The sequence below is a fragment of the Variovorax sp. YR634 genome (assembly GCF_900106655.1).
Classification (GTDB): domain Bacteria; phylum Pseudomonadota; class Gammaproteobacteria; order Burkholderiales; family Burkholderiaceae_C; genus Variovorax.
In genome coordinates this window covers 1-18647 of sequence record NZ_FNOL01000038.1, presented here as the reverse complement: position 1 = coordinate 18647, position 18647 = coordinate 1, and the positions used below count along the sequence as shown (strand labels likewise).

Here is an 18647-nt window from a genome sequence, read left to right as displayed (position 1 = left end):
AACAAGCCGCACCGGCAGCATGAGGAAGAAGCAACCATGGCCAGCAACGTCATCGCGGTTTACCCCGGCACATTCGACCCCATCACCCTCGGCCACGAGGACGTGGTGCGCCGTGCCACCCAGCTCTTCTCCAAGGTGATCGTCGCCGTCGCGGCGGGCCACCACAAGAAGGCGCTGTTCACGCTGTCAGAGCGCATGGACATGGCCCGCGAGGCCGTCAAGCCTTACAGCGACCAGGTCACCGTCGAGAGCTTCTCGGGCCTGCTGCGCGACTTTGTCGTCGCGCGTGGCGGCAAGGCCATGGTGCGCGGCCTGCGCGCCGTGACCGACTTCGACTACGAGTTCCAGCTCGCGGGCATGAACCGCTCGCTGATGCCCGATGTCGAGACCGTGTTCCTGACCCCCAGCGACAAGTACCAGTTCATCTCGAGCACCTTCGTGCGCGAGATCGCCATGCTCGGCGGCGAGGTCCACAAGTTCGTCTCTCCCAACGTGGAGCAGCAGCTGGCGGCCAAAGTCCGCAGCCTCGGCCGTGAATAAGCCGCGATGAGCGGCACCCCGCCGCCCCGACTGCATCTTCTGGGCGATGCAGCGCTGCTCTGCGAGTTGCCCGCGCCGGCCACGCTGGCGCAGCAGCAGCGCATCTGGGCCCTTGCGGAGCGCGCCCGGCAATGGCCCGGCGTCGGCGAAACGCTGCCGGGCATGAACAACCTCACGCTCACTTTCGATCCGACCGCGATCGACCTCGACGCGCTCACTGCGTACGTTCTCGAGGCATGGCCGAAGCTGCCGACTGGTGGCGTGGCGGGCCGGCTGGTCGAGATTCCGGTGGCCTACGGCGGCGAGCACGGGCCGGACCTGGCCGATGTCGCCGCCCACACCGGCCTCACGCCGGCCGAGGTGGTGCGGCGCCACAGCGGCGGTGAATACATCGTCTACCTGCTGGGCTTCCTGCCGGGCTTCGCCTTCATGGGCGGCCTGCCGCCCGAACTCGCCACGCCCCGCCGCGCCGAGCCGCGCACGGCGGTGCCCGCGCGCTCGGTCGGCATCGGAGGCGAGCAGACCGGCATCTACCCGCTGGTGTCGCCGGGCGGCTGGCAGCTGATCGGCCGCACCTCGCTCGAGCTGTTCGACCCCACGGCCGAATCGCCGACGCTCTTGCGTCCCGGTGACCGCGTGCGCTTCGTCGCAGAGAGCGTGCAGACATGATCGTCATCCGCAAACCCGGCGTGCTCGCGTCGGTGCAGGACCTGGGCCGGCACGGCCATCGGCAGCTCGGCATCTGCCCGGGCGGCGCGCTCGACGTGCTGGCGCTCACGTTGGCCAACCGGCTCGTGGGCAACGCCGATGGCGCGGCGGGCCTCGAACTCACGATGGGCGGCTGCGAGCTGCAGTTCGAAGCCGACACGCGCATCGCCCTCACCGGCGACGACTTCAGTGCAAGCCTCGACGGCGTGCCGCTGTGGCCCTGCTGGAGCGTGCCGGTCGCGGCCGGCCAGACGCTCAGGCTCGCGGGCGCCAATGCACCCGGCGTGAAGAAGGTCGGCCTGCGCAGCTGGCTGGCGGTGGCGGGCGGCATCGACGTGCCGCAGATCCTCGGTTCGCGCAGCACCGACCTCAAGGCCGGCTTCGGTGGGCATGAAGGCCGTGCGCTGCGCAAGGGCGACCGACTTCCTACGGGCGCTTCGCCGCTGAACGCAGCGCAGCGCGAACGCCGAGCCTTCGGCCTGCGCGGTCCCGATTGGGGCCCCAACGAAGACGACGGCGCCATCGCCCTGCGCGTGCTGCCTGGCCCCGAGTTCGAACTGTTCACGCTGGCCGCGCGCGAGCAACTGTGGGGCGAGCGCTGGCGCATCACGCCGCAGAGCAACCGCATGGGCAGCCGGCTCGCGGGCGCCGAGCTCAAGCGCAAGCGCGGCGGCGACATGCTCTCGTCGGGCGTGATCCCCGGCACGATCCAGGTGCCGCCCTCGGGTCAGCCGATCATCCTGATGGGCGACGCGCAGACCACCGGCGGCTATCCGCGCATCGGCGTGATCATTCGCGCCGATCTCTGGAAACTCGCGCAGGCGCCGCTCAACGGCAGGCTGCGCCTCGTGCAGGTCGACCAGCCGCAGGCGCTGGCCGCATGGGCCGACCAGCAGCGCTACCTGTCGCAGGTGGCGCAAGGGCTGGCTGCTGCAGGCTGGCCGAGCCCAGCATAGACTCCGCGGAACTCGCGCAAAAGGAAGCCCCACCATGCAAATCGACCTCAATGCCGACCTCGGCGAAGGCGCCGGCAGCGACGAAGCCCTGCTCGCACTCGTCAGCTCCGCCAACATCGCCTGCGGCTGGCACGCGGGTGACGCGAAGACCATGCAGCAGTGCGTGCGCTGGGCGATACAGAACGGCGTAGCCATCGGCGCGCATCCCAGCTTTCCGGACCGCGAGAACTTCGGCCGCAGCACCATGCACCTGCCGCCCGACGAGATCGTGGCCAACGTGCTCTACCAGGTGGGTGCGCTGGCGGCCATCGTGAAGGCCGAGGGCGGCAAGCTCTCGCACGTGAAGGCGCATGGCCAGCTCTACAACCAGGCCGTGAAGGAGCCCGAGCTGGCGGACGCGCTGTGCGAGGCGGTGCGCCGCTTCGACCCTTCGCTCAAGTTCTTCGGCCTAGCGGGCAGCAACATGATCGACGCGGCCCGCCGGGCCGGCCTCGCGCCGGTCGAAGAGGTGTTCGCCGACCGCGGCTACATGCCCGATGGCAGCCTCGTGCCGCGCAGCCAGCCCGGCGCGCTGATCGAGAGCGAAGAGCAGTCGATCGCGCAAACGCTCTCGCTGGTGCGCGACCACCGAGTGACCGCCATCGACGGCAGCGTCGTGCCCGTCAATGCGCAGACCGTGTGCCTGCATGGCGACGGCGCCCACGCACTGGCCTTTGCGCGCCGCATCCGCGAGCGGCTGCAGCAGGAAGGCATTGCCGTCCAGGCGATGGCCTGACGGACGGCCTGAACACACACGGGTCGTGCCGTGGCAGCAAAGCCCATCAACGTCCTGCTGACCGGCTTCGATCCTTTCGAGCAGGAGGCGATCAATCCGTCATGGGAAGCGGTGCACGCGCTCGATGGCTGGAAGAGCGGCCGCGCGACAGTGCATGCACGCCAGGTGCCCTGCGTCTTCGGCGATGCCATCGATGCGCTCGTCCGCGCGATGGACGAGCTCCAGCCGCAGCTGGTGCTGTGCATCGGCCAGGCCGGCGGGCGTGCGGAGTTCACGCCGGAGCGCATCGCCATCAACATCGACGATGCCCGCACGGCCGACAACAAGGGCCGTGAGCCCATCGACGTGCCCGTGGTGCCGGGGGCTCCCGCCGCGTACTTCTCGACGCTGCCGATCAAGGCCATGGTGCGCGACCTGCGCGCGGCCGGTGTGCCGGCCTCGGTGTCGAACAGCGCGGGCACCTTCGTCTGCAACCACATCTTCTACGGCCTGATGCACCGCATCGCGACGCATCCGGTGCCGGGGCAACGCGGCGGCTTCATCCATATTCCCTACCTGCCGGAGCAGGCGGCGCGCTTTCCGGGTGCGCCGAGCATGTCGCTTGAAACGATGGTCAAGGCCTTGCGCATTGCCGTGACCACCGCGCTCGCGGTGAAGCACGACGTTGCCGAAACCGGCGGCCAACTGCACTGAGGCGGCCAGCCGGCGCGTTCAGGCGGCAGCCGGGAAGTGCTTCGCCAGCCAGCCGTTGAGTGCCGCGTTGACGAGCTCGGGCTTTTCCATCGTCAGCATGTGGCCGCATTCGGGCACCCACACGACTTGCGCCTGCGGCAGCAGCGCCGCCATCTCGCTCGTGCACTCGGGCGGCGCGAGCCGGTCTTCGTCGCCGCACACCAGCAGCACCGGTGCGCGCAGCGACGCGAGGTGCAGCCGCGCATCGGGCCGTCGCATCACCGCGCGGTTCTGGCGGATGAGCTGCTCCGCGCCCGCGCCCAGCACGATGTCGAGATAGCGCTGGACCATCACCGGGTCGGCCGCCTGCGTGGGGTGAAAGGCGAAGTAGACGTTCGGCTCGATCACGTCGCGCACTTCGCCTCGCTCGAAGTATTCGATGGCGCCCTCGCGCAGCGTGAACATGTCGGGCGTCTCGGGCCGTGCGCTGGTGCCGAGCAGCGCGAGCCCGGTAATGCGCCCGGGCGCCTGGCGGGCCGCCTCCATGGCGACCATGCCGCCCATCGAGGCGCCGCACAGAATCAGCGGCCCCTCGTTGTCGCGCAGCACGGCTGCGGCCATGCCCTCGATGGAGTCGTTGTGCCGCTGGACGTCGCTCACGCGGGCGCCGAAGGCGGAGGGAAGGGCGGGCAATTGGGCTTCCCAGATGCGCTCGTCGCAAGCGAGGCCGGGCAGCAGGATGAGATTGGGCATGGAGACGGATTTTGCGCGAATGCGGCAACCAGCGTCGCGGCATGGCGCATGGCATAGGCTTCCTGGCCAGCAGTCATCCGGGAGCGACCTCGGCATACTTTTGAGACCCATGCCGAGGACTCTCAATGAACCTGGTTGAACGCGCGCAATCCATCCTGCTCAAGCCCAAGGCCACATGGCCCGAGATCGACGCGGAGCCGGCCGACGCTGCTTCGCTCTACAAGAACTACGTGATGATCCTCGCGCTGATCCCGGCGGTGGCGAGCTTCATCGGCCTGTCGCTGATCGGCATTGGCGCCTTCGGTGTGAGCTTTCGCGTGCCGATCGTCTCGGGGCTCGCGAACATGGTCGTGGGCTACGTGCTGTCGCTGGTGATGGTGTTCGTGCTCGCACTCATCATCGACGCAATGGCGCCGACCTTCGAGGGCACCAGGAGCCAGATCGGCGCGCTCAAACTGTCGGCCTATGCCAGCACCGCAGCCTTTGTAGGCGGCATCTTCAGCCTGCTGCCTTCGCTGTCGGTCCTTGGTGCGCTGGCAGCACTGTACGGCGTGTACCTGCTCTACACCGGCCTGCCGGTGCTCATGAAGTGCCCGCCCGACAAGGCCATTGCGTACACCGCGGTTGTGGTGGTCTGCGCCATCGTCGGCGGCTTCATCATCGCGTGGGTGCTGGCGCTGCTCACGCCGTCGCCGGTGCGGATCTAGGCGCGGTGGCGGTCGAGCAACAGCTTGCGGGCCACAAAAGCCCGAGCGTCACGCGCACGGTGGAAAATGGGCGTCAATGCCAACGCCCAAGCCCGACACCACCACCGACCTGATCCTCATCCGCCACGGCGAAACCGCCTGGAACCGCGAACTGCGCTTTCAGGGGCACGCCGATGTTCCGCTCAATGACATCGGCCATGAGCAGGCCCGCCGCCTCGGCTTGCGGCTGGCCGGCGAGACAGTCGTGCAGCACATTCTCAGCAGCGACCTCATGCGGGCGCAGCAGACCGCAGCGCCCGCGGCGTCGCAGCTGTCGCTGCCGGTGGTCACTTCTGCGGGGCTGCGCGAGCAGTTCTTCGGCGTGGTCGAGGGCATGCGCTCCGACGAAATCCAGAGCCTGCATCCGCGCGCCTGGGAAGAGTGGCTGGAGTTTCGCGAAGACCATGCCATGCCCGAGGGCGAGACGGCGCGCGAGTTCCACACGCGCATCATCGCGGCGCTGGGCAGCATCGCCGCCGCGCACAAGGGGCAGCACCTGATCGTCGTCACCCATGGCGGCGTGCTCGACATGGTGTGGCGCACTGCAAGGGGCCTGAGCCTGAGCGGGCCGCGCCAGAGCGACATTCCCAATGCGGGCTTCAACCGCATCCGCATCGCCGACGCGGCCCGGCCCGACGACATCGAGATCGTCGAGTGGGCCGACACGCGGCACCTGGCCGACCTGCCGCCGCAGCCGACCTACGACCAGACGCGGCACCTGAAGAACAAGGATTGAGGAAGGGCCCTCGGCCTCAGCCGCAGCTGCCCGCCTTCGGCGTGCGCAGCAGCGGCTGGCCGGCGCCAACGCCTGTGGGCTTGCCGCCGTCGACGGCGAGCTGCCCGTTCACCAGCACCGTGCTCACGCCTTCCGACAGCAGCGTCGGCTGCGTGTAGGTGGCTTTCGCCGCATAGCGCGCCGGATCGAACACCACCACGTCGGCGTAGTAGCCCGGGCGCAGGTGCCCGCGCTGCTTCAGCCCCAGCGTGTCGGCCGTGAGCGACGAGCTGCTGCGGATGAACTGCGCCAGCGAGATCGTGTGCTCCTTCACCACGTACTGCTCGTACTTGCGCGCGAAGGTGCCGTAGGCGCGCGGATGGCCCAGCGACGAGTCGGACGAGGTCATGACCCACGGCCGCTTCATGAAGGCGCGCACGTCGTCGTCGCTCTGGTTGAACGAGGCGATCATCAGGTCGCCGTCGCGCAGCACCGCGATGGCGGCTTCCACCGGATCGGCGTTCGACGCCTTGGCCACGTCGGCCAGCGTCTTGCCCACGTACTTCGTGCTGCCCGCCGAGAACAGGATGGCCTCGGGGCCACCGCGCAGCCGCAGGTTCTCGCGCATGTCCTTGCGCAGGCGCTCCTGCTGCGAGGCGTCGTCGAAGCGCTGCAGCGTCGCCGCACGGCCGCCCTCGTTGGCCCAGGGCGGCAGCAGCGCGGCCGAGAAGCGCGTGCTCGACGCGGTCCACGGATAGTGGTCGGCCGTGATATCCAGCCCGCCCGCGCGTTCCTTCTCGATGCGCTTGATGATGTCGCCGCTCTGGCCCTGCACGTCCACGCCCAGCGCCTTGATGTGCGCCACATGCACCGGCAGCTTCGCCTCGTGGCCGATGCGGATCGCCTCGTCGATGGAGCCCTTGAGGCCGATGTTGTACATGGACTCGTCGCGGATGTGGCTGTCGTACAGGCCGCCGTGCCGCGCCGCCACCTTCGCGAGCTCGATGACCTCCTCGGTTTTCGAGAAGTTCTGCGGCGTGTAGAAGAGCCCGGTCGAAAGGCCAAGCGCGCCTTCGCACATGCCCTGGCTCACGCGCTTCTTCATTGCCTCGAGCTGCTCGGGCGTCGGTGCCCGGTTGGCTTCGCCCAACTCGCTCATGCGCACCGGGCCGAAGCCCACGTACATGGCCACGTTGGTGCCCACCGGCGCGGCACGCAGCTTCTGCGCCTGCGCCGCGATGTCGAAGCCGCCGAAGCCGTCGTTGCCGATTACCGCGGTGGTCACGCCCTGCGTGATGAACGGGATGTTCAGCCGCTTCTTCGGATCGTTCGAGTGCAGGTCGGCATCCGCATGCGTGTGGGCGTCGATGAAGCCCGGCGCCACCACCATGCCCGTGGCGTCGATGACGCGCCTTGCCGTGAACTGCGCTGGCGCCGCCTTGCCCGCGAACACGATGCGGTCGCCCGCGATGCCGACATCGCCCACCACCGGCGTGTCGGAGTCGCCCGTGTAGACGGTGCCGCCGCGCAGCAGCAGGTCGAGCGCGACGGGCGTTCCGTCGGCGGCATGCAGGGTGGGTGCGAAGGGTGCGAGGGCCGAGAGAACGGCCAGCGTGACGAGAGACTTGCGCATGGGCGATGGGGCCTTGAAGGCTTCTTGTCGATAGGGAGCGGCCAGTTTAGGAGCCGCCTCCGGGTCATCGCCAATTCCTTTTGCACCATGCCCCATGACCTGAAGGCATGGGCTGCCGGGCGGTGCTCGCAGATGCGCTCAGGCGTGCGTCGCAAGCTGCCCGAGGCCGAGGCGCTCGTACACCGCCGCCGTCTGCCGGCGCAGGCGCAGCGACTCGGGCTGGCCATTGAACTGTTGCTGGAGGATGCCCTGGGCAGCGGACAGCGAAGCCTCCGTACCGCTGCGCACCAGCGCATCGAGATACACCTGCTCGAACAGGTCGCGCTGCGCGTGGCTGCCGCCGATCTCGATCATGCGCGGCAGCGCCACGCCCAGGCCTTCGACGGCCGCCGGCAGATTGCCGCGCGCATGCGCCACCAGCCCATGCGCAGCCGGCACGCATACACGCTGCCACGCGGCACGCGTCGACGGCGGCGCTGTTGGCGCAAAGGCCTCGATGTTGCGCAACAGCACGTCAGCTTCGGGCCGGCCAGCGCGCGCCAGGCCGTAGAGGTACTGCAGGTCGAGAAAGGGCAGCACGTGGTCGGCCTGGCGCTGCCGCAGGTAGTCGGCCACGTCCTCCCAGCGCCTGCCCACGTCGATGCCCGCGAGCTCCAGCCGTGCGAGCAGCGAGACGGCGCCGATCTGGTCCTGCGAGTAGTCCTTCACCACGCCCCAGGCATGCTCGTCGTACACCGCGAGCGCTTCGGCATCGCGACCCAGGTCGATGAGGAACAGCGCCATGTGCCACCAGTTGTGCGTGACCATGAACGAGTTGAGGCCGGTCCAGGTGTCGCTCACGCTCTGCATGAACGCCAGCCCTTCGGCGAGCCGGCCCTCGGTGAGCATCACGTGCGCCAGCGCATGGTGCGCCCACGGCTCCTTGCGGCACATGGCGATGGCGCGGCGTGCGCTCGCCTCGGCCTCGCGCATCAGGTGGCACTGCTCGTAGCCGAAGGCCGCCATGCCGTGCACGTAGGGCACGTCGGCCGCGTGCGGCAGCACCGCCAGCGCGAGCTTGAGCATGCCGGGGCAGTCGCCGGTGTTGAAGCAGTGGTACTGGCCGAGCTTGACCGACACCAGGTCGCGCGGATGCTCGCGGGCCTGCTCGGCATGCAGTGCGATCGCGCTGGCGATGTCGCCCTCGGCCCAGGCCTCGATGGCCGCGATGTAGCGCTGCTCGCACGGCGTGGCGCGTGCGGCGCCGGCGCGGGCCTTGTCGAGAAATGGCCGGGCGTTGGCCACGGCCTCGCGCGATTCGGCGAACAGGTGCAGCGTGGCGCAGTAGGCCTGCACGATGGGGCTCGCATCGGTGTCGGCCACGGCGATCAGGTTGACGGCGCGAGCCTCTGTCGAGATGAACCCCATGACGAAGTCGTCGACCAGCGGCAGGCTGGTGGGGTCGTCGAGGGTGAGCGGGTTGCCGAGGCTGTCGGCGAGCGGTTTTCCGGAGGGCATGGCGGCATGGTGCCATGCCCCCGGAGATGCTTCAACGACTCAGACACCGGCCTGCTGGTGGCGGTACTCCTGCGTCTTGCCGCCGTAGCCGTAGGCCGCGCCGCGCGCGTCGATCACGTGGATGTACGACACCTCGTGCAGGTCCGGCCGGATCTTCGCCATGGCCGCGTGCACCTCGCGCAGGTAGCGCGCCTTCTCGGCCTTGGTGTTGGTCTCGTCGGTGATGCTGATGTCGAGATGGAAGGCCGACTTGCCCAGCGAGGCCAGCGTCTGGCCGCCGATGAACCAGGCGTCGGCGGCGATGTACTGCACAGTGATGGCGATCACCGGCAATTGCTTGCCGAGCACGCTCTGGGTGAGCTCGGCGACCGTGTCGACGGTCTTGCGGGTGAGGGCGGCATCGGGTTGGCCGGAGAGGTGGACGACGATGTGGGGCATGGTGGACTCCTGGGTGAATGAGTGGTCGATGGGGTGATTGTGGGAACTCCCTGTCAATCGGAAAAGCGGGAAGATATGATGGATTTCATCGGATTAACGGATGGATGAGTCATGCAAGGCTTTGATCTGGAGCAGCTGCGCACGCTGGCGGCGGTCGTCGACGCGGGCAGCCTGACGGCCGCCGCGCCGCGCGTCTTCCTTTCGCAGTCGTCGGTCAGCGAGCAGATCCGCAAGCTGGAAGAGCGGGCCGGGCAGTCGCTGCTCACGCGCAGCAAGGCGGGCGTTTCACCCACCGAGGCGGGCGTGCGGCTGCTGGGCTATGCGCGGCGCATCCTGTCGCTGAGCGACGAGGCGTTTCGCGACCTGCACGGCGAGACACTGCAGGGTGAGCTGCGCCTCGCCGTCACCGACTACTTCCGACCCGGAGACCTGACGCGCCTGCTGGGGCGGCTCGGCGAGAGTTATCCGCAAGTGCGGCTGCACGTCACCATCCTGAAGAGCGACGATCTGCGCGCTGCATATGCGCGCGGAGATTTCGATGTGGGCGTGGCAATGAACATCGCCGGCGTTTCCGCCGCGCAGCCCCGGGCGTCGGTGATCCGGCGCGAATCGCTGGTGTGGCTGGGCGCGGCGGGCATGCGGCTCGTGCGTGGCGAGCCGGTGCGGCTGCTGGCCTTGCCGGACACCTGTTCGCTGCACCAGTTCACCGTGGCGCTGCTGCGGCGCCGGCGGGTGCCCTACGCGCTGGCGCACGTGGCCTCGGGCGTGGCGGGGCTGCAATCGGCGTTGGCCGCCGGGCTGGGCGTGGCCTGCCTCAACGAATCGGCCATCAGCGACGGCGTGGCGCGGCTGGCCACCCCCCACGGGCTGCCGGCGCTGCCGCGTGTCGCCTTCGAGTTCTTGCCCGGTCGCAGGGGAGAAACGGCGTTCGTGACCCGGGCCCGGGAGCTACTGGCGACCCATCTGGTGTGAGCCCGGCCCGGGGTGGCGCGGGATTTGCGTCACGTCTGCCATGGATGCGCCACCTCCCACAACCCCACCGGAATGGCTGCGCCATTCCCGTTTCGATGACGCGCAGGCGATCTTTTCGGGCACCTTGTTCGTCGCCATTGCCATGATGCTGTTCGGCCAGGCGGGCTTGCTCACGGGCGGTACGGCCGGCGTCGCGTTTCTGTTGCACTACGCCACCGGCGTGAGCTTTGGAAAGCTGTTCTTCCTGGTCAACCTGCCGTTCTACTGGTTCGCATGGCGCCACATGGGGCGGGCGTTCACGATCAAGACTTTCTCGGCCATTGCGTTGCTCTCGCTGATGACCGACTGGGCGCCGCGCTACCTGTCGATCGATTCACTGCACCCGGCTTTTGCGGCCGTGCTCGGTGGCTTGCTGCTGGGCACTGGCTGTCTGTTCCTTGCCCGCCACCGCGCGAGCCTGGGTGGTGCGACGGTGTTGACGCTGTACCTGCAGGAAAAGCGCGGGTGGCCGGCTGGCAAGGTGCAGATCGGGATCGACTGCACGGTGGTGTTGCTCGCGTTGTTCGTGATTCCACCGCAGCGTGTGGGGTGGTCGGTGCTGGCTGCGGTGGTGATGGGGCTCTTTCTCTGGATCAACCACAAGCCTGGGAGGTATGCGGCGACTTGAGCTTGCTGTTCTCCGGGGTGCGTGCGAATGGCACCGGGTACTCCCCTGCGCGAATGTCCCCCGTCGGCGTGATCGCTCCCCGAACAACACCAGAGTCAAGACGCAACAGGCCAGGGCCGCTGAGGCTCCCGAATCTGCTCGAACGCACGCGAAACGCGCAGCACCCCGAGGTCGTCGAAACGCTGCCCGGCAATCTGAAGACCGATCGGCAATCCACCCGCCGAGTACCCGCAATTCACCGAAGCCGCCGGCTGCTCCGACATGTTGAACGGCACCGTGAACCCGATGTGCTCCAGCGGCCTCAAGGGATCGTTCGTGGGCGAAGGCGCCTCCGCCGCTGCGGGCATGTTCGGCGACACCGGCGAGATGACGTAGTCGAAGCGCGCGCAGGCGCTCACCGCCGCCACGCGCGTCGCATGGAACTGGCTGAAGCTGCGGAACACGTGCTCGCCGCTGAACTCCGCCGCGCTCTCGGCCCATTCACGGATGTAGGGCAGCACCTTCGAGCGCTGGTCGGCTCGCAGGCCCTTCATGTCCACCAGCGAGCGCATGCGCCACAGATGGTCCATGCCGTCGAGCATCGCCTGCGACATGAAAGGCTGCATCGGTTCGATGATGGCGCCGGCCTTCTCCAGCAGGCGTGCCGCGTGTTCGACCGCTGCCTGGATTTCAGGCTCCACGGCCAGTCCGCAGCCCGCGTCGAGCAGCAGGCCGATGCGCAAGCCGCGCAGATGGTCGGGTGACACATCGAAGCTGGCCCAGTCGATGTCCTGTGGCGGCAGACCCATGCTGTCGCGCGCATCGGGCTTCGACAGCGCCTGCATCAGCAGAGCCGCGTCGCCCACGGTACGCGTCATCGGTCCTGCGGCACGGCCCATGTACGGCGGATCGATGGGGATGCGCCCCAGGCTCGGCTTGAGCGTGAAGATGCCGCACCAGCTCGCGGGCAAGCGCAGCGAGCCGCCGATGTCGGTGCCCAGATGCAGCGGGCCATAGCCGGCGGCGGCCGCAGCACCTGCACCCGCACTGGAGCCGCCCGGCGTCAGGCGCAGGTCCCACGGATTGCGCGCCAGCGTGTGAAAGCTCGACAGGCCCGAAGACAACATGCCGTAGTCCGGCATCGTCGTCTTGCTCACGATCACCGCGCCCGCTTCTTTCAAGCGTGCGGCCGGTGGCGCATCGGCAGCCGCGGGCTTCAGGTCGACGGCGGCGGTGCCGGCCGGCATCGGATCACCGCGCGTCGCGATGTTTTCCTTGATGGTGGCCGGCACGCCGTCGAGCGGGCCGAGCGCATCGCCGCGCTGCCAGCGCGCTTCCGAAGCGCGCGCCTGCTCGAGCGCGGCCTCGGGCCTGAAGAGCCAGGTGGCCTGCAGGTGCGGCTCCCAGCGCTCGATCTGCGCGATCACGGCCTGCGTGACCTCCACCGGCGAGAGCTTGCGGTCGCGGTAGGCCGCGGCAAGCTCCTGTGCGGACAGGTCGTTCAACCCCACGACAGCGCCGACAGGTCGTTCACGAAGATCGGGTTGTCCTTCCAGATGCCCTTGACGTTCTTCTTCGCGACGGTCGGGAACTGCGGCTGGTACAGGAAACCGTTGGCAGCGTCGGTGGCCAGCAGTTTCTGCGCGTCGCCGAGCAGCTTGTTGCGCTCGGTGGCGCTGGCCGTGGACTTGATCTTGTCGAACAGCGTGTTGAAGGCCTTCGACTGGTAGCCCCAGTAGTAGTCCGACTTGGCGTAGTTGCCGAGGTCGAAGGGCTCCACGTGCGAGACGATCGACAGGTCGTAGTCCTTGTTGCCGTAGGTGCCGCTGAGCCATTGGGCCCATTCCACGTTCTGCACCTTCACGACGATGCCGATCTTGGCGAGCTGGGCCACGATCACTTCGCCGCCCTGGCGGGCATACGGCGGCGGCGGCAGCGTCATGGTGAGTTCGAGCGGCGTCTTCACGCCGGCTTCGGCCAGCAGCTTCTTGGCCTTCTCGATGTCGAAGGGGTTGATGCCGGTGGTGTCGACATAGCCCGCCGCACCCGGCACGTAGTGGCTGCCGATGGGCACGCCGAAGCCGTCGGCCGCGCCTTCGATCACGGCCTTGCGGTCGATGGCGGCAAGAATGGCACGGCGCACGCGCACGTCGTCGAGTGGCTTCTTCTTGTTGTTGATCGAAAGAATCGTCTTGGCGCGCGAGCCCGCCAGGATCACCTGGAACTGCGGGTTCGCCTTGAACTGCGGCACCACGCGCGTGCCGATGCGCGCGAACACATCGACGTCGCCCGAGAGCATGGCAGCGGCCTGCGCAGCGGTGTCGGAGATGAAGCGGAACGTGACCTTGTTGATCTTCGCGGTGGCGGGGCTGCGAAAGCCTTCCCACTTGCTCAGCGTGATCGACGAGCCCTTGGCCCAGCTGTCGAGCTTGTAGGGGCCGGTGCCGACCGGCTTGGTGGCGTTGCCATCGGCGCTCTTGGGCTCGACGATCACGGCCGTGGCCTGGCCCAGCACGAAGGGCAGGTCGGGGTCGATCTCCTTGTTGATGATGACGACGGTGTAGTCGTCCACCACCTGGGTCGCGAGGTTGGCGAAGGTGCGCTTGTCCTTGTTGGTGCTCTTCTCGCCGCCTGCGCGGTCGAACGAGAACTTCACGGTGGCCGCGTTGAAGGGCTCGCCGTTCTGGTACTTCACGCCGCGCCGCAGCTTGAAGGTGTAGGTCTTCAGGTCGGGCGAGATTTCCCAGCTCTCGGCCAGCAGCGGCGTGACGCTGCCGTCGGCGTTGATCTTGGTGAGCGTCTCGAGGATGTTGTAGTGCACCACCTCGGCGATGGCGGCGGCGGCGCCGGTGGTCGGGTCGAGCCCCGGCGGTTCGAGCGCCATGCCGATCACGATGGCGTCCTTCCGGCCCTGCGCCATGCCGGCGAGCGGGGTGGCCAGCGCAACGGTGGCGCCGGCGGTGGTGAGAAGGGTGCGACGGTTCAACATACGTGTGATCTCCGGATAGACAACAAGCCAGGTTCGAATGACGACTGCTCCGGCGTGCGCCATGCCCCGAAGGGAGGCGCGACGCCGCGAAAGACACGACACGCAGCACGAAAGATGCCACGTGCGCAGCCGGTCATTCTCTCGCAGGGGGCGAGCCGGTGCGCGGCCCGCGGGGCGGTTTTTCCTCGGGACGTTCCCGTAGGCGAGAGAGCCGGGTCAGCCCCAGGACAGGGCCGCGATGTCGTTCACGAAGATCGGCGTGTCCTTCCACAGCCCGCGCAGGTTGCGCGCCGCCACGGTAATGAACTGCGGCTGGTACAGGAAGACGTTGGCCGCGTCTTCCGCCAGCAGCCGCTGCGCGTCGCCAAGGTAGCGCAGGCGGTCGGAGGTACGCGCGGCGTTGCGCGCCTTGTCGAAGACCTCGTTGAACCTGGCCGACTGGTAGCCCCAGTAGTACTCGGGCTTGGTGTAGTTCACCAGGTCGAAGGGCTCGACGTGCAGGATCAGCGAGAGGTCGTAGTTCTTGTTGCCGTAGGTGCCGCTGATCCATTGCGCCCATTCGACGTTCTGGATCTTCGCGACGATACCCACCTTGGCTAGCTGCGCGGCGATCAGCTCGCCGCCCTGGCGTGCATAGGGCGGGGGCGGCAGCACGAGCTCGAGTTCGAGCGGCGTCTTCACGCCGGCTTCGGCCAGCAGCTGCCTGGCCTTCTCGACGTTGTAGGGGTTGATGCCGGTGGTGTCGATGTATCCCGGCGCGCCCGGCACGTAGTGGCTGCCGATGGGTACGCCCCGGCCGTCGACGGCGGCTTCGATCACCGCCTTGCGGTCGATGGCCGCGGAAATCGCGCGGCGCACGCGCACGTCGTCCAGCGGCTTGCGCTTGTTGTTGATGGCCAGGATGGTCTTGCCGCGCGAGGCGTTGAACACCACCTGGAAGCGCTTGTCGTTCTGGAACTGCGGCAGGCTGCGCGACACCGAGGCATGCGGAAACAGGTCGATGTCGCCCGAGAGCAGCGCGGTGGTCTGCGCGGCCGGCTCGGAGATGAAGCGGAAGCTGGCCTTGCGGATCTGCACCGTGTCGGCATTGCGCCAGCCGTCCCACTTGGCGAGCACGATACCCGAGCCCTTGGACCAGCTGTCGAGCCTGTAGGGCCCGGTGCCGACCGGCTTGGTGGCGTTGGTCTCTACGGTCTTGGGCTCGACCTGGATTGCCGAGGCCTGGCCCAGCAGGAACAGCAGGTCGGGCTCGATCTCCTTCGTGATGAGCACCACCGTGTGCTCGTCGACCGCCTGCGTCGCGATATTGGTGAAGGTGCGCTTGTCCTTGTTGGTGCTGTTGGCCGCGGCCGCGCGGTCGAACGAGAACTTGACGCTCTGCGCGTTGAAGGGTTCGCCGTTCTGGAACTTCACGCCACGCTTGAGCTTGAAGGTGACGGTCTTCAGGTCGGGCGACACCTCCCAGCTGTCGGCCAGCAGCGGCGTGACGCTGCCGTCGGAGTTGATCTTGGTGAGGGTTTCGAAGACGGTGTAGAGCACCACCTCGGCGATCTCGGCGCCGGCCTTGGCCGTGGGGTCGAGGCCCGTAGGCTCCAGCGTGAGGCCGAGCACCAGCGAATCTTTTTTTCTCTGCGCCAGCGCGATGGTCGGCAGGGCCAGCGGTGTCAGGGCTGCGGCGCCGGTGGCGAGCAGGGTGCGTCGTTTGAGCATGAAGCGGTGTCCTCGGAACAGGGGGCAAGCATCATCCGCGAGAGCAGGGCGCCAGCGCAACCAGATGCTTATGACCCACTCATCCTAGAGACTGCGGGCGACGCTTCGGTGTCAGGCCGGCAGCAGCGTGCCGCCCGTGGGCGTGCGCGGCACTGCATCGAGCAGCGTGCGCGTGTACTCGTGCTGGGCGTGATGGAAGAGCTCGGCGGGCGGACCCTGCTCGACGATCTTGCCTTTCCACACCACGCAGACCTCGTCACACAGGTGGTTGACCACCGCGAGGTCGTGGCTGATGAGCAGGTAGCTGATGCCGAACTGCTGCTGCAGGTCCTGCATGAGGTTGAGCACCTGGGCCTGCACGGATACGTCGAGCGCACTCACCGGCTCGTCGGCGACGATGAGCTTGGGGCGCGTGATGAGGGCGCGTGCGATGGCGATGCGCTGGCGCTGTCCGCCCGAGAACTCGTGCGGGTACTTGTCCATGTCGGTGGTGCGCAGGCCCACTGCGGCGAGTGCTTCCGATGCGCGTTCGCGCTGCACGGCGCGGCTGGTTTCGGCCAGCGCTTCGAGCGGTTCGGCGACGATGCGCGCCACGGTCTGGCGTGGGTCGAGCGAGCCGTAGGGGTCCTGGAACACCATCTGGAAATCGCGCCGCGCGGTGCGCAGTTCGGCCTTGGGCAGCGCATGCAGATCGCGACCTTCGAGGCGCACGCTGCCCGAGGTGGGTGTGTCGAGCGCCATCACGAGGCGAGCGATGGTCGACTTGCCCGAGCCCGATTCGCCGACGATGCCCACGCTCTTGCCGGCCTGCACCTCGAAGCTCACGCCGTTGAGCGCCTTCACGGTGGGTGGCGGGCCGAAGAGCTTTTCGCGCGGCAATGCGTAGTGGCGTACGAGATCGGTGACCTGCAGCAGCGGTGGAGTGGTGGCCGTGCTCATGGTGCGATGGCCCCTTCCGTGGCGATCTCTTCGAGCCGGATGCAACGCACCGCGTGATCCTGCGGCAGCATCGTGGCTGGCGGCCGGGTGGTCTTGCAGGCCTCGACGGTGTAGCTGCACCGGCCCGCGAAGGGGCAGCCCTTCGGCAGGTCGACCAGCTCGGGCACGCTGCCCTTGATGGTAGCCAGCCGCAGGCCGCGCGGTGCCCCGATGGCGGGACGCGCGGCGAACAGGCCCTGCGTGTAAGGATGGGCGCGGCGCGCGAACACCGCCTCCGTCGGGCCACTCTCGACCACGCTGCCACCGTACATCACGAGCATTTTCGAGACCGTCTGCGCGATCACGCCGAGGTCGTGCGAGATCAGGATCAGCGCCATGCCGCGCTCGGCCACGAGGCTCTGGATCAGTTCGAGGATCTGCTTCTGGATGGTGACGTCGAGCGCGGTCGTCGGCTCGTCGGCAATCAGCAGGTCGGGCCCGCAGGCGAGCGCCATCGCGATGCCGATGCGCTGGCGCTGGCCGCCGGAGAACTGGTGCGGATAGGCGTCCAGGCGCGAAGCCGCGTCGGGAATGCCCACGCGGTCGAGCAGCGCGAGCACTTCCTTGCGAGCGTCGGCCTTCGAGAGACCGCGGTGCAGCCGCAGCGGTTCACCGACCTGGCGCGCGATGGTGTGCACCGGGTTCAGCGCCGTCATCGGCTCCTGGAAGATCATGCCGATGCGGTTGCCTCGGATCTGGCACATGGCTTTCTCGTCGCGGCCGATGAGCTCGGTGTCGTCGAAACGGATGCTGCCCGTGACCTTCGCGGTCGAGGGCAGCAGGCCCATCAGCGACATCACGGTGATCGACTTGCCGCAGCCCGATTCGCCAACGATGCCCAGCGTTTCGCCGCGCTCCAGCGTGAAGCCGATGCCGCGCACAGCCTCGGCGGGGCCGCGCTGCGTCTGCAGTTCGATGTGCAGGTCTTTGACTTCGAGCAGGGGCATCTTGCTTACCTTGCGCGTGCCAGCCGCGGATCGAGCAGGTCGCGCAAGCCGTCGCCGAGCAGGTTCAGGCCCAGCACCGCGAGTGCGATGGCCATGCCGGGGAAGACGGCCAGCAGGGGCGACTGGAACATCATCGTCTGCGCCTCGCTGAGCATGCGACCCCACGAGGGTTGCGGTGGCTGAGTGCCCAGGCCCAGGTAGGAGAGAGCGGCTTCGGCCAGGATGGCGATGGCGAAGCGGATCGTGATCTGCACGATCAGCACGGCCGAGATGTTGGGCAGCACGTGCTGCATCGTGATCGCGAACGGGCCCTTGCCGCAGGCGCGTGCGGCGGCGACGTACTCGCGCGACCAGATCGCGTTGGCAGAAGCCCGTGTGATGCGCGCGAAGGTCGGGATGTTGTAGATGCCGATCGCGATGATCGCGTTGACGATGCCCGCGCCGAACACGGCGGTCATCATGATGGCCGAGAGGATCGCAGGGAAGGCGAGCGAGAAGTCGGTGAGCCGCATGATGGCTTCCTCGACCCAGCCGCGCTTCGCCGCCGCCAGCAGGCCCAGCGCGGTGCCGACCACGAGGCCGATGCCGACCGCGATCACGCCCACGAGAATTGATGCACGCGCGCCGACCAGCAGCAGCGAGGCCACATCGCGCCCGTAGGTGTCGGTGCCCAGCCAGTGCGCGCCCGTCGGCGGCTTCAGCTTGTTGGCCATGTCCATGTCGTAGGGCGACCAGGGTGTCCAGACCAGCGAAACGGTAGCGGCGAGCAGCAGGAGCAGCGTCAGCGCGCCGCCCAGCACGAAGCTGCGGTGGTGCAACGCGCGGCGCCAGAAGCCGGGGACCTTGAGCGCAGCAGCGCTCGGAGCTGTGATCGCGTTCATATGTCGCTGGCCTTGATGCGCGGGTCGATCACGGCATACAGCACGTCGACCACGAAGTTCACGATGACCACCATGGCCGCCAGCAGCATCA

Annotated in this window: 19 protein-coding genes; 9 read left to right on the top strand and 10 right to left on the bottom strand. The window is 68.1% G+C overall.

Annotation, left to right across the window (positions count from 1 at the left end):
- The first annotated feature begins 36 nt into the window (after positions 1–36).
- Genes coaD through pcp form a run of 5 tightly spaced genes read left to right on the top strand, consistent with a single transcriptional unit; the run spans position 37 to position 3672 of the window.
- Positions 37–540, top strand: coding sequence for a pantetheine-phosphate adenylyltransferase (gene coaD, locus BLV60_RS33080; RefSeq protein ID WP_081269908.1), 504 nt, complete (start codon positions 37–39; stop codon positions 538–540).
- A gap of 6 nt (positions 541–546) precedes the next feature.
- Positions 547–1209: a 5-oxoprolinase subunit PxpB gene (pxpB, locus tag BLV60_RS33075; RefSeq protein WP_093059912.1), complete on the top strand. Its 663-nt coding sequence runs from the start codon at positions 547–549 to the stop codon at positions 1207–1209.
- The gene (locus tag BLV60_RS33070) at positions 1206–2204 is read left to right on the top strand and encodes a 5-oxoprolinase subunit C family protein (RefSeq protein ID WP_093059910.1); all 999 of its coding nucleotides are present in this window, start codon (positions 1206–1208) and stop codon (positions 2202–2204) included. The genes pxpB and BLV60_RS33070 overlap by 4 nt, the downstream gene beginning before the upstream one ends.
- Positions 2205–2238: 34 nt before the next feature.
- Entirely contained in the window at positions 2239–2979 is a 741-nt protein-coding gene (gene pxpA / locus BLV60_RS33065; RefSeq protein WP_093059908.1) for a 5-oxoprolinase subunit PxpA, read from the top strand.
- 30 nt (positions 2980–3009) lie between these two features.
- On the top strand, positions 3010–3672 hold the full coding sequence (gene pcp, locus BLV60_RS33060; protein WP_093059906.1) for a pyroglutamyl-peptidase I: 663 nt from the start codon (positions 3010–3012) through the stop codon (positions 3670–3672).
- Between the two features lie 18 nt (positions 3673–3690).
- Here the strand turns inward: pcp and BLV60_RS33055 are convergent, their stop codons facing one another.
- The gene (locus BLV60_RS33055) at positions 3691–4404 is read right to left on the bottom strand and encodes an alpha/beta fold hydrolase (protein ID WP_093059904.1); all 714 of its coding nucleotides are present in this window, start codon (positions 4402–4404) and stop codon (positions 3691–3693) included.
- 125 nt (positions 4405–4529) lie between these two features.
- On the opposite strand from BLV60_RS33055, the gene BLV60_RS33050 reads away from it, so the two are divergent.
- Together BLV60_RS33050 and BLV60_RS33045 are read left to right on the top strand one after the other, a co-directional pair.
- Positions 4530–5111: a Yip1 family protein gene (locus BLV60_RS33050; protein WP_093059902.1), complete on the top strand. Its 582-nt coding sequence runs from the start codon at positions 4530–4532 to the stop codon at positions 5109–5111.
- 76 nt (positions 5112–5187) lie between these two features.
- Complete coding sequence (locus tag BLV60_RS33045) at positions 5188–5886, top strand: histidine phosphatase family protein (RefSeq protein WP_093059900.1); 699 nt, start codon at positions 5188–5190, stop codon at positions 5884–5886.
- A 16-nt stretch (positions 5887–5902) separates the two neighbouring features.
- Here BLV60_RS33045 and BLV60_RS33040 read toward each other — a convergent pair whose 3' ends face one another.
- From BLV60_RS33040 to BLV60_RS33030, 3 genes are all read right to left on the bottom strand, one after another.
- Positions 5903–7498 carry an N-acyl-D-amino-acid deacylase family protein gene (locus BLV60_RS33040; protein WP_093059898.1) on the bottom strand — a complete coding sequence of 532 codons (1596 nt, stop codon included), beginning with the start codon at positions 7496–7498 and terminating at the stop codon, positions 5903–5905.
- 138 nt (positions 7499–7636) lie between these two features.
- Positions 7637–8995 (bottom strand): tetratricopeptide repeat protein, encoded by a 1359-nt coding sequence (locus BLV60_RS33035; protein ID WP_093059896.1) that lies wholly within the window; start codon positions 8993–8995, stop codon positions 7637–7639.
- 39 nt (positions 8996–9034) lie between these two features.
- Positions 9035–9433: a tautomerase family protein gene (locus tag BLV60_RS33030; RefSeq protein ID WP_093059894.1), complete on the bottom strand. Its 399-nt coding sequence runs from the start codon at positions 9431–9433 to the stop codon at positions 9035–9037.
- Positions 9434–9544: 111 nt separating this feature from the next.
- On the opposite strand from BLV60_RS33030, the gene BLV60_RS33025 reads away from it, so the two are divergent.
- Both BLV60_RS33025 and BLV60_RS33020 read left to right on the top strand, forming a co-directional pair.
- Complete coding sequence (locus BLV60_RS33025; RefSeq protein WP_093059892.1) at positions 9545–10405, top strand: LysR family transcriptional regulator; 861 nt, start codon at positions 9545–9547, stop codon at positions 10403–10405.
- Between the two features lie 40 nt (positions 10406–10445).
- Positions 10446–11072, top strand: coding sequence for a YitT family protein (locus tag BLV60_RS33020; protein ID WP_093059890.1), 627 nt, complete (start codon positions 10446–10448; stop codon positions 11070–11072).
- 95 nt (positions 11073–11167) lie between these two features.
- Here the strand turns inward: BLV60_RS33020 and BLV60_RS33015 are convergent, their stop codons facing one another.
- The 6 genes from BLV60_RS33015 to BLV60_RS32990 all read right to left on the bottom strand — a co-directional run bounded on the left by BLV60_RS33015 (position 11168) and on the right by BLV60_RS32990 (position 18556).
- Positions 11168–12562, bottom strand: a complete 1395-nt coding sequence (locus BLV60_RS33015; RefSeq protein WP_093059888.1) for an amidase — start codon at positions 12560–12562, stop codon at positions 11168–11170.
- Positions 12553–14040 carry an ABC transporter substrate-binding protein gene (locus tag BLV60_RS33010; protein ID WP_093059886.1) on the bottom strand — a complete coding sequence of 496 codons (1488 nt, stop codon included), beginning with the start codon at positions 14038–14040 and terminating at the stop codon, positions 12553–12555. The genes BLV60_RS33015 and BLV60_RS33010 overlap by 10 nt, the downstream gene beginning before the upstream one ends.
- 216 nt (positions 14041–14256) lie before the next feature.
- Entirely contained in the window at positions 14257–15750 is a 1494-nt protein-coding gene (locus tag BLV60_RS33005) for an ABC transporter substrate-binding protein (RefSeq protein ID WP_093059884.1), read from the bottom strand.
- Between the two features lie 111 nt (positions 15751–15861).
- On the bottom strand, positions 15862–16689 hold the full coding sequence (locus tag BLV60_RS33000; protein WP_093059882.1) for an ATP-binding cassette domain-containing protein: 828 nt from the start codon (positions 16687–16689) through the stop codon (positions 15862–15864).
- Positions 16686–17675, bottom strand: coding sequence for an ABC transporter ATP-binding protein (locus BLV60_RS32995; protein ID WP_093059880.1), 990 nt, complete (start codon positions 17673–17675; stop codon positions 16686–16688). Before BLV60_RS32995 ends, BLV60_RS33000 begins: the two co-directional genes overlap by 4 nt.
- A 5-nt stretch (positions 17676–17680) precedes the next feature.
- The gene (locus BLV60_RS32990; protein WP_093059878.1) at positions 17681–18556 is read right to left on the bottom strand and encodes an ABC transporter permease; all 876 of its coding nucleotides are present in this window, start codon (positions 18554–18556) and stop codon (positions 17681–17683) included.
- Between the last annotated feature and the right edge of the window lie 91 nt (positions 18557–18647).

Excerpts from the sequence above, each read along its gene's own strand:
- BLV60_RS33025 (WP_093059892.1), top strand. The coding sequence starts at position 9,545 with ATGCAAGGCTTTGATCTGGAGCAGCTGCGCACGCTGGCGGCGGTCGTC.
- BLV60_RS33070 (WP_093059910.1), top strand. The coding sequence starts at position 1,206 with ATGATCGTCATCCGCAAACCCGGCGTGCTCGCGTCGGTGCAGGACCTG.
- BLV60_RS33040 (WP_093059898.1), bottom strand. The coding sequence starts at position 7,498 with ATGCGCAAGTCTCTCGTCACGCTGGCCGTTCTCTCGGCCCTCGCACCC.
- BLV60_RS33055 (WP_093059904.1), bottom strand. The coding sequence starts at position 4,404 with ATGCCCAATCTCATCCTGCTGCCCGGCCTCGCTTGCGACGAGCGCATC.
- BLV60_RS33005 (WP_093059884.1), bottom strand. The coding sequence starts at position 15,750 with ATGCTCAAACGACGCACCCTGCTCGCCACCGGCGCCGCAGCCCTGACA.
- BLV60_RS33020 (WP_093059890.1), top strand. The coding sequence starts at position 10,446 with ATGGATGCGCCACCTCCCACAACCCCACCGGAATGGCTGCGCCATTCC.
- BLV60_RS32995 (WP_093059880.1), bottom strand. The coding sequence starts at position 17,675 with ATGCCCCTGCTCGAAGTCAAAGACCTGCACATCGAACTGCAGACGCAG.
- coaD (WP_081269908.1), top strand. The coding sequence starts at position 37 with ATGGCCAGCAACGTCATCGCGGTTTACCCCGGCACATTCGACCCCATC.
- BLV60_RS33045 (WP_093059900.1), top strand. The coding sequence starts at position 5,188 with ATGCCAACGCCCAAGCCCGACACCACCACCGACCTGATCCTCATCCGC.
- BLV60_RS33010 (WP_093059886.1), bottom strand. The coding sequence starts at position 14,040 with ATGTTGAACCGTCGCACCCTTCTCACCACCGCCGGCGCCACCGTTGCG.
- BLV60_RS33030 (WP_093059894.1), bottom strand. The coding sequence starts at position 9,433 with ATGCCCCACATCGTCGTCCACCTCTCCGGCCAACCCGATGCCGCCCTC.
- BLV60_RS33035 (WP_093059896.1), bottom strand. The coding sequence starts at position 8,995 with ATGCCCTCCGGAAAACCGCTCGCCGACAGCCTCGGCAACCCGCTCACC.
- pxpA (WP_093059908.1), top strand. The coding sequence starts at position 2,239 with ATGCAAATCGACCTCAATGCCGACCTCGGCGAAGGCGCCGGCAGCGAC.
- pxpB (WP_093059912.1), top strand. The coding sequence starts at position 547 with ATGAGCGGCACCCCGCCGCCCCGACTGCATCTTCTGGGCGATGCAGCG.
- BLV60_RS32990 (WP_093059878.1), bottom strand. The coding sequence starts at position 18,556 with ATGAACGCGATCACAGCTCCGAGCGCTGCTGCGCTCAAGGTCCCCGGC.
- BLV60_RS33050 (WP_093059902.1), top strand. The coding sequence starts at position 4,530 with ATGAACCTGGTTGAACGCGCGCAATCCATCCTGCTCAAGCCCAAGGCC.
- BLV60_RS33000 (WP_093059882.1), bottom strand. The coding sequence starts at position 16,689 with ATGAGCACGGCCACCACTCCACCGCTGCTGCAGGTCACCGATCTCGTA.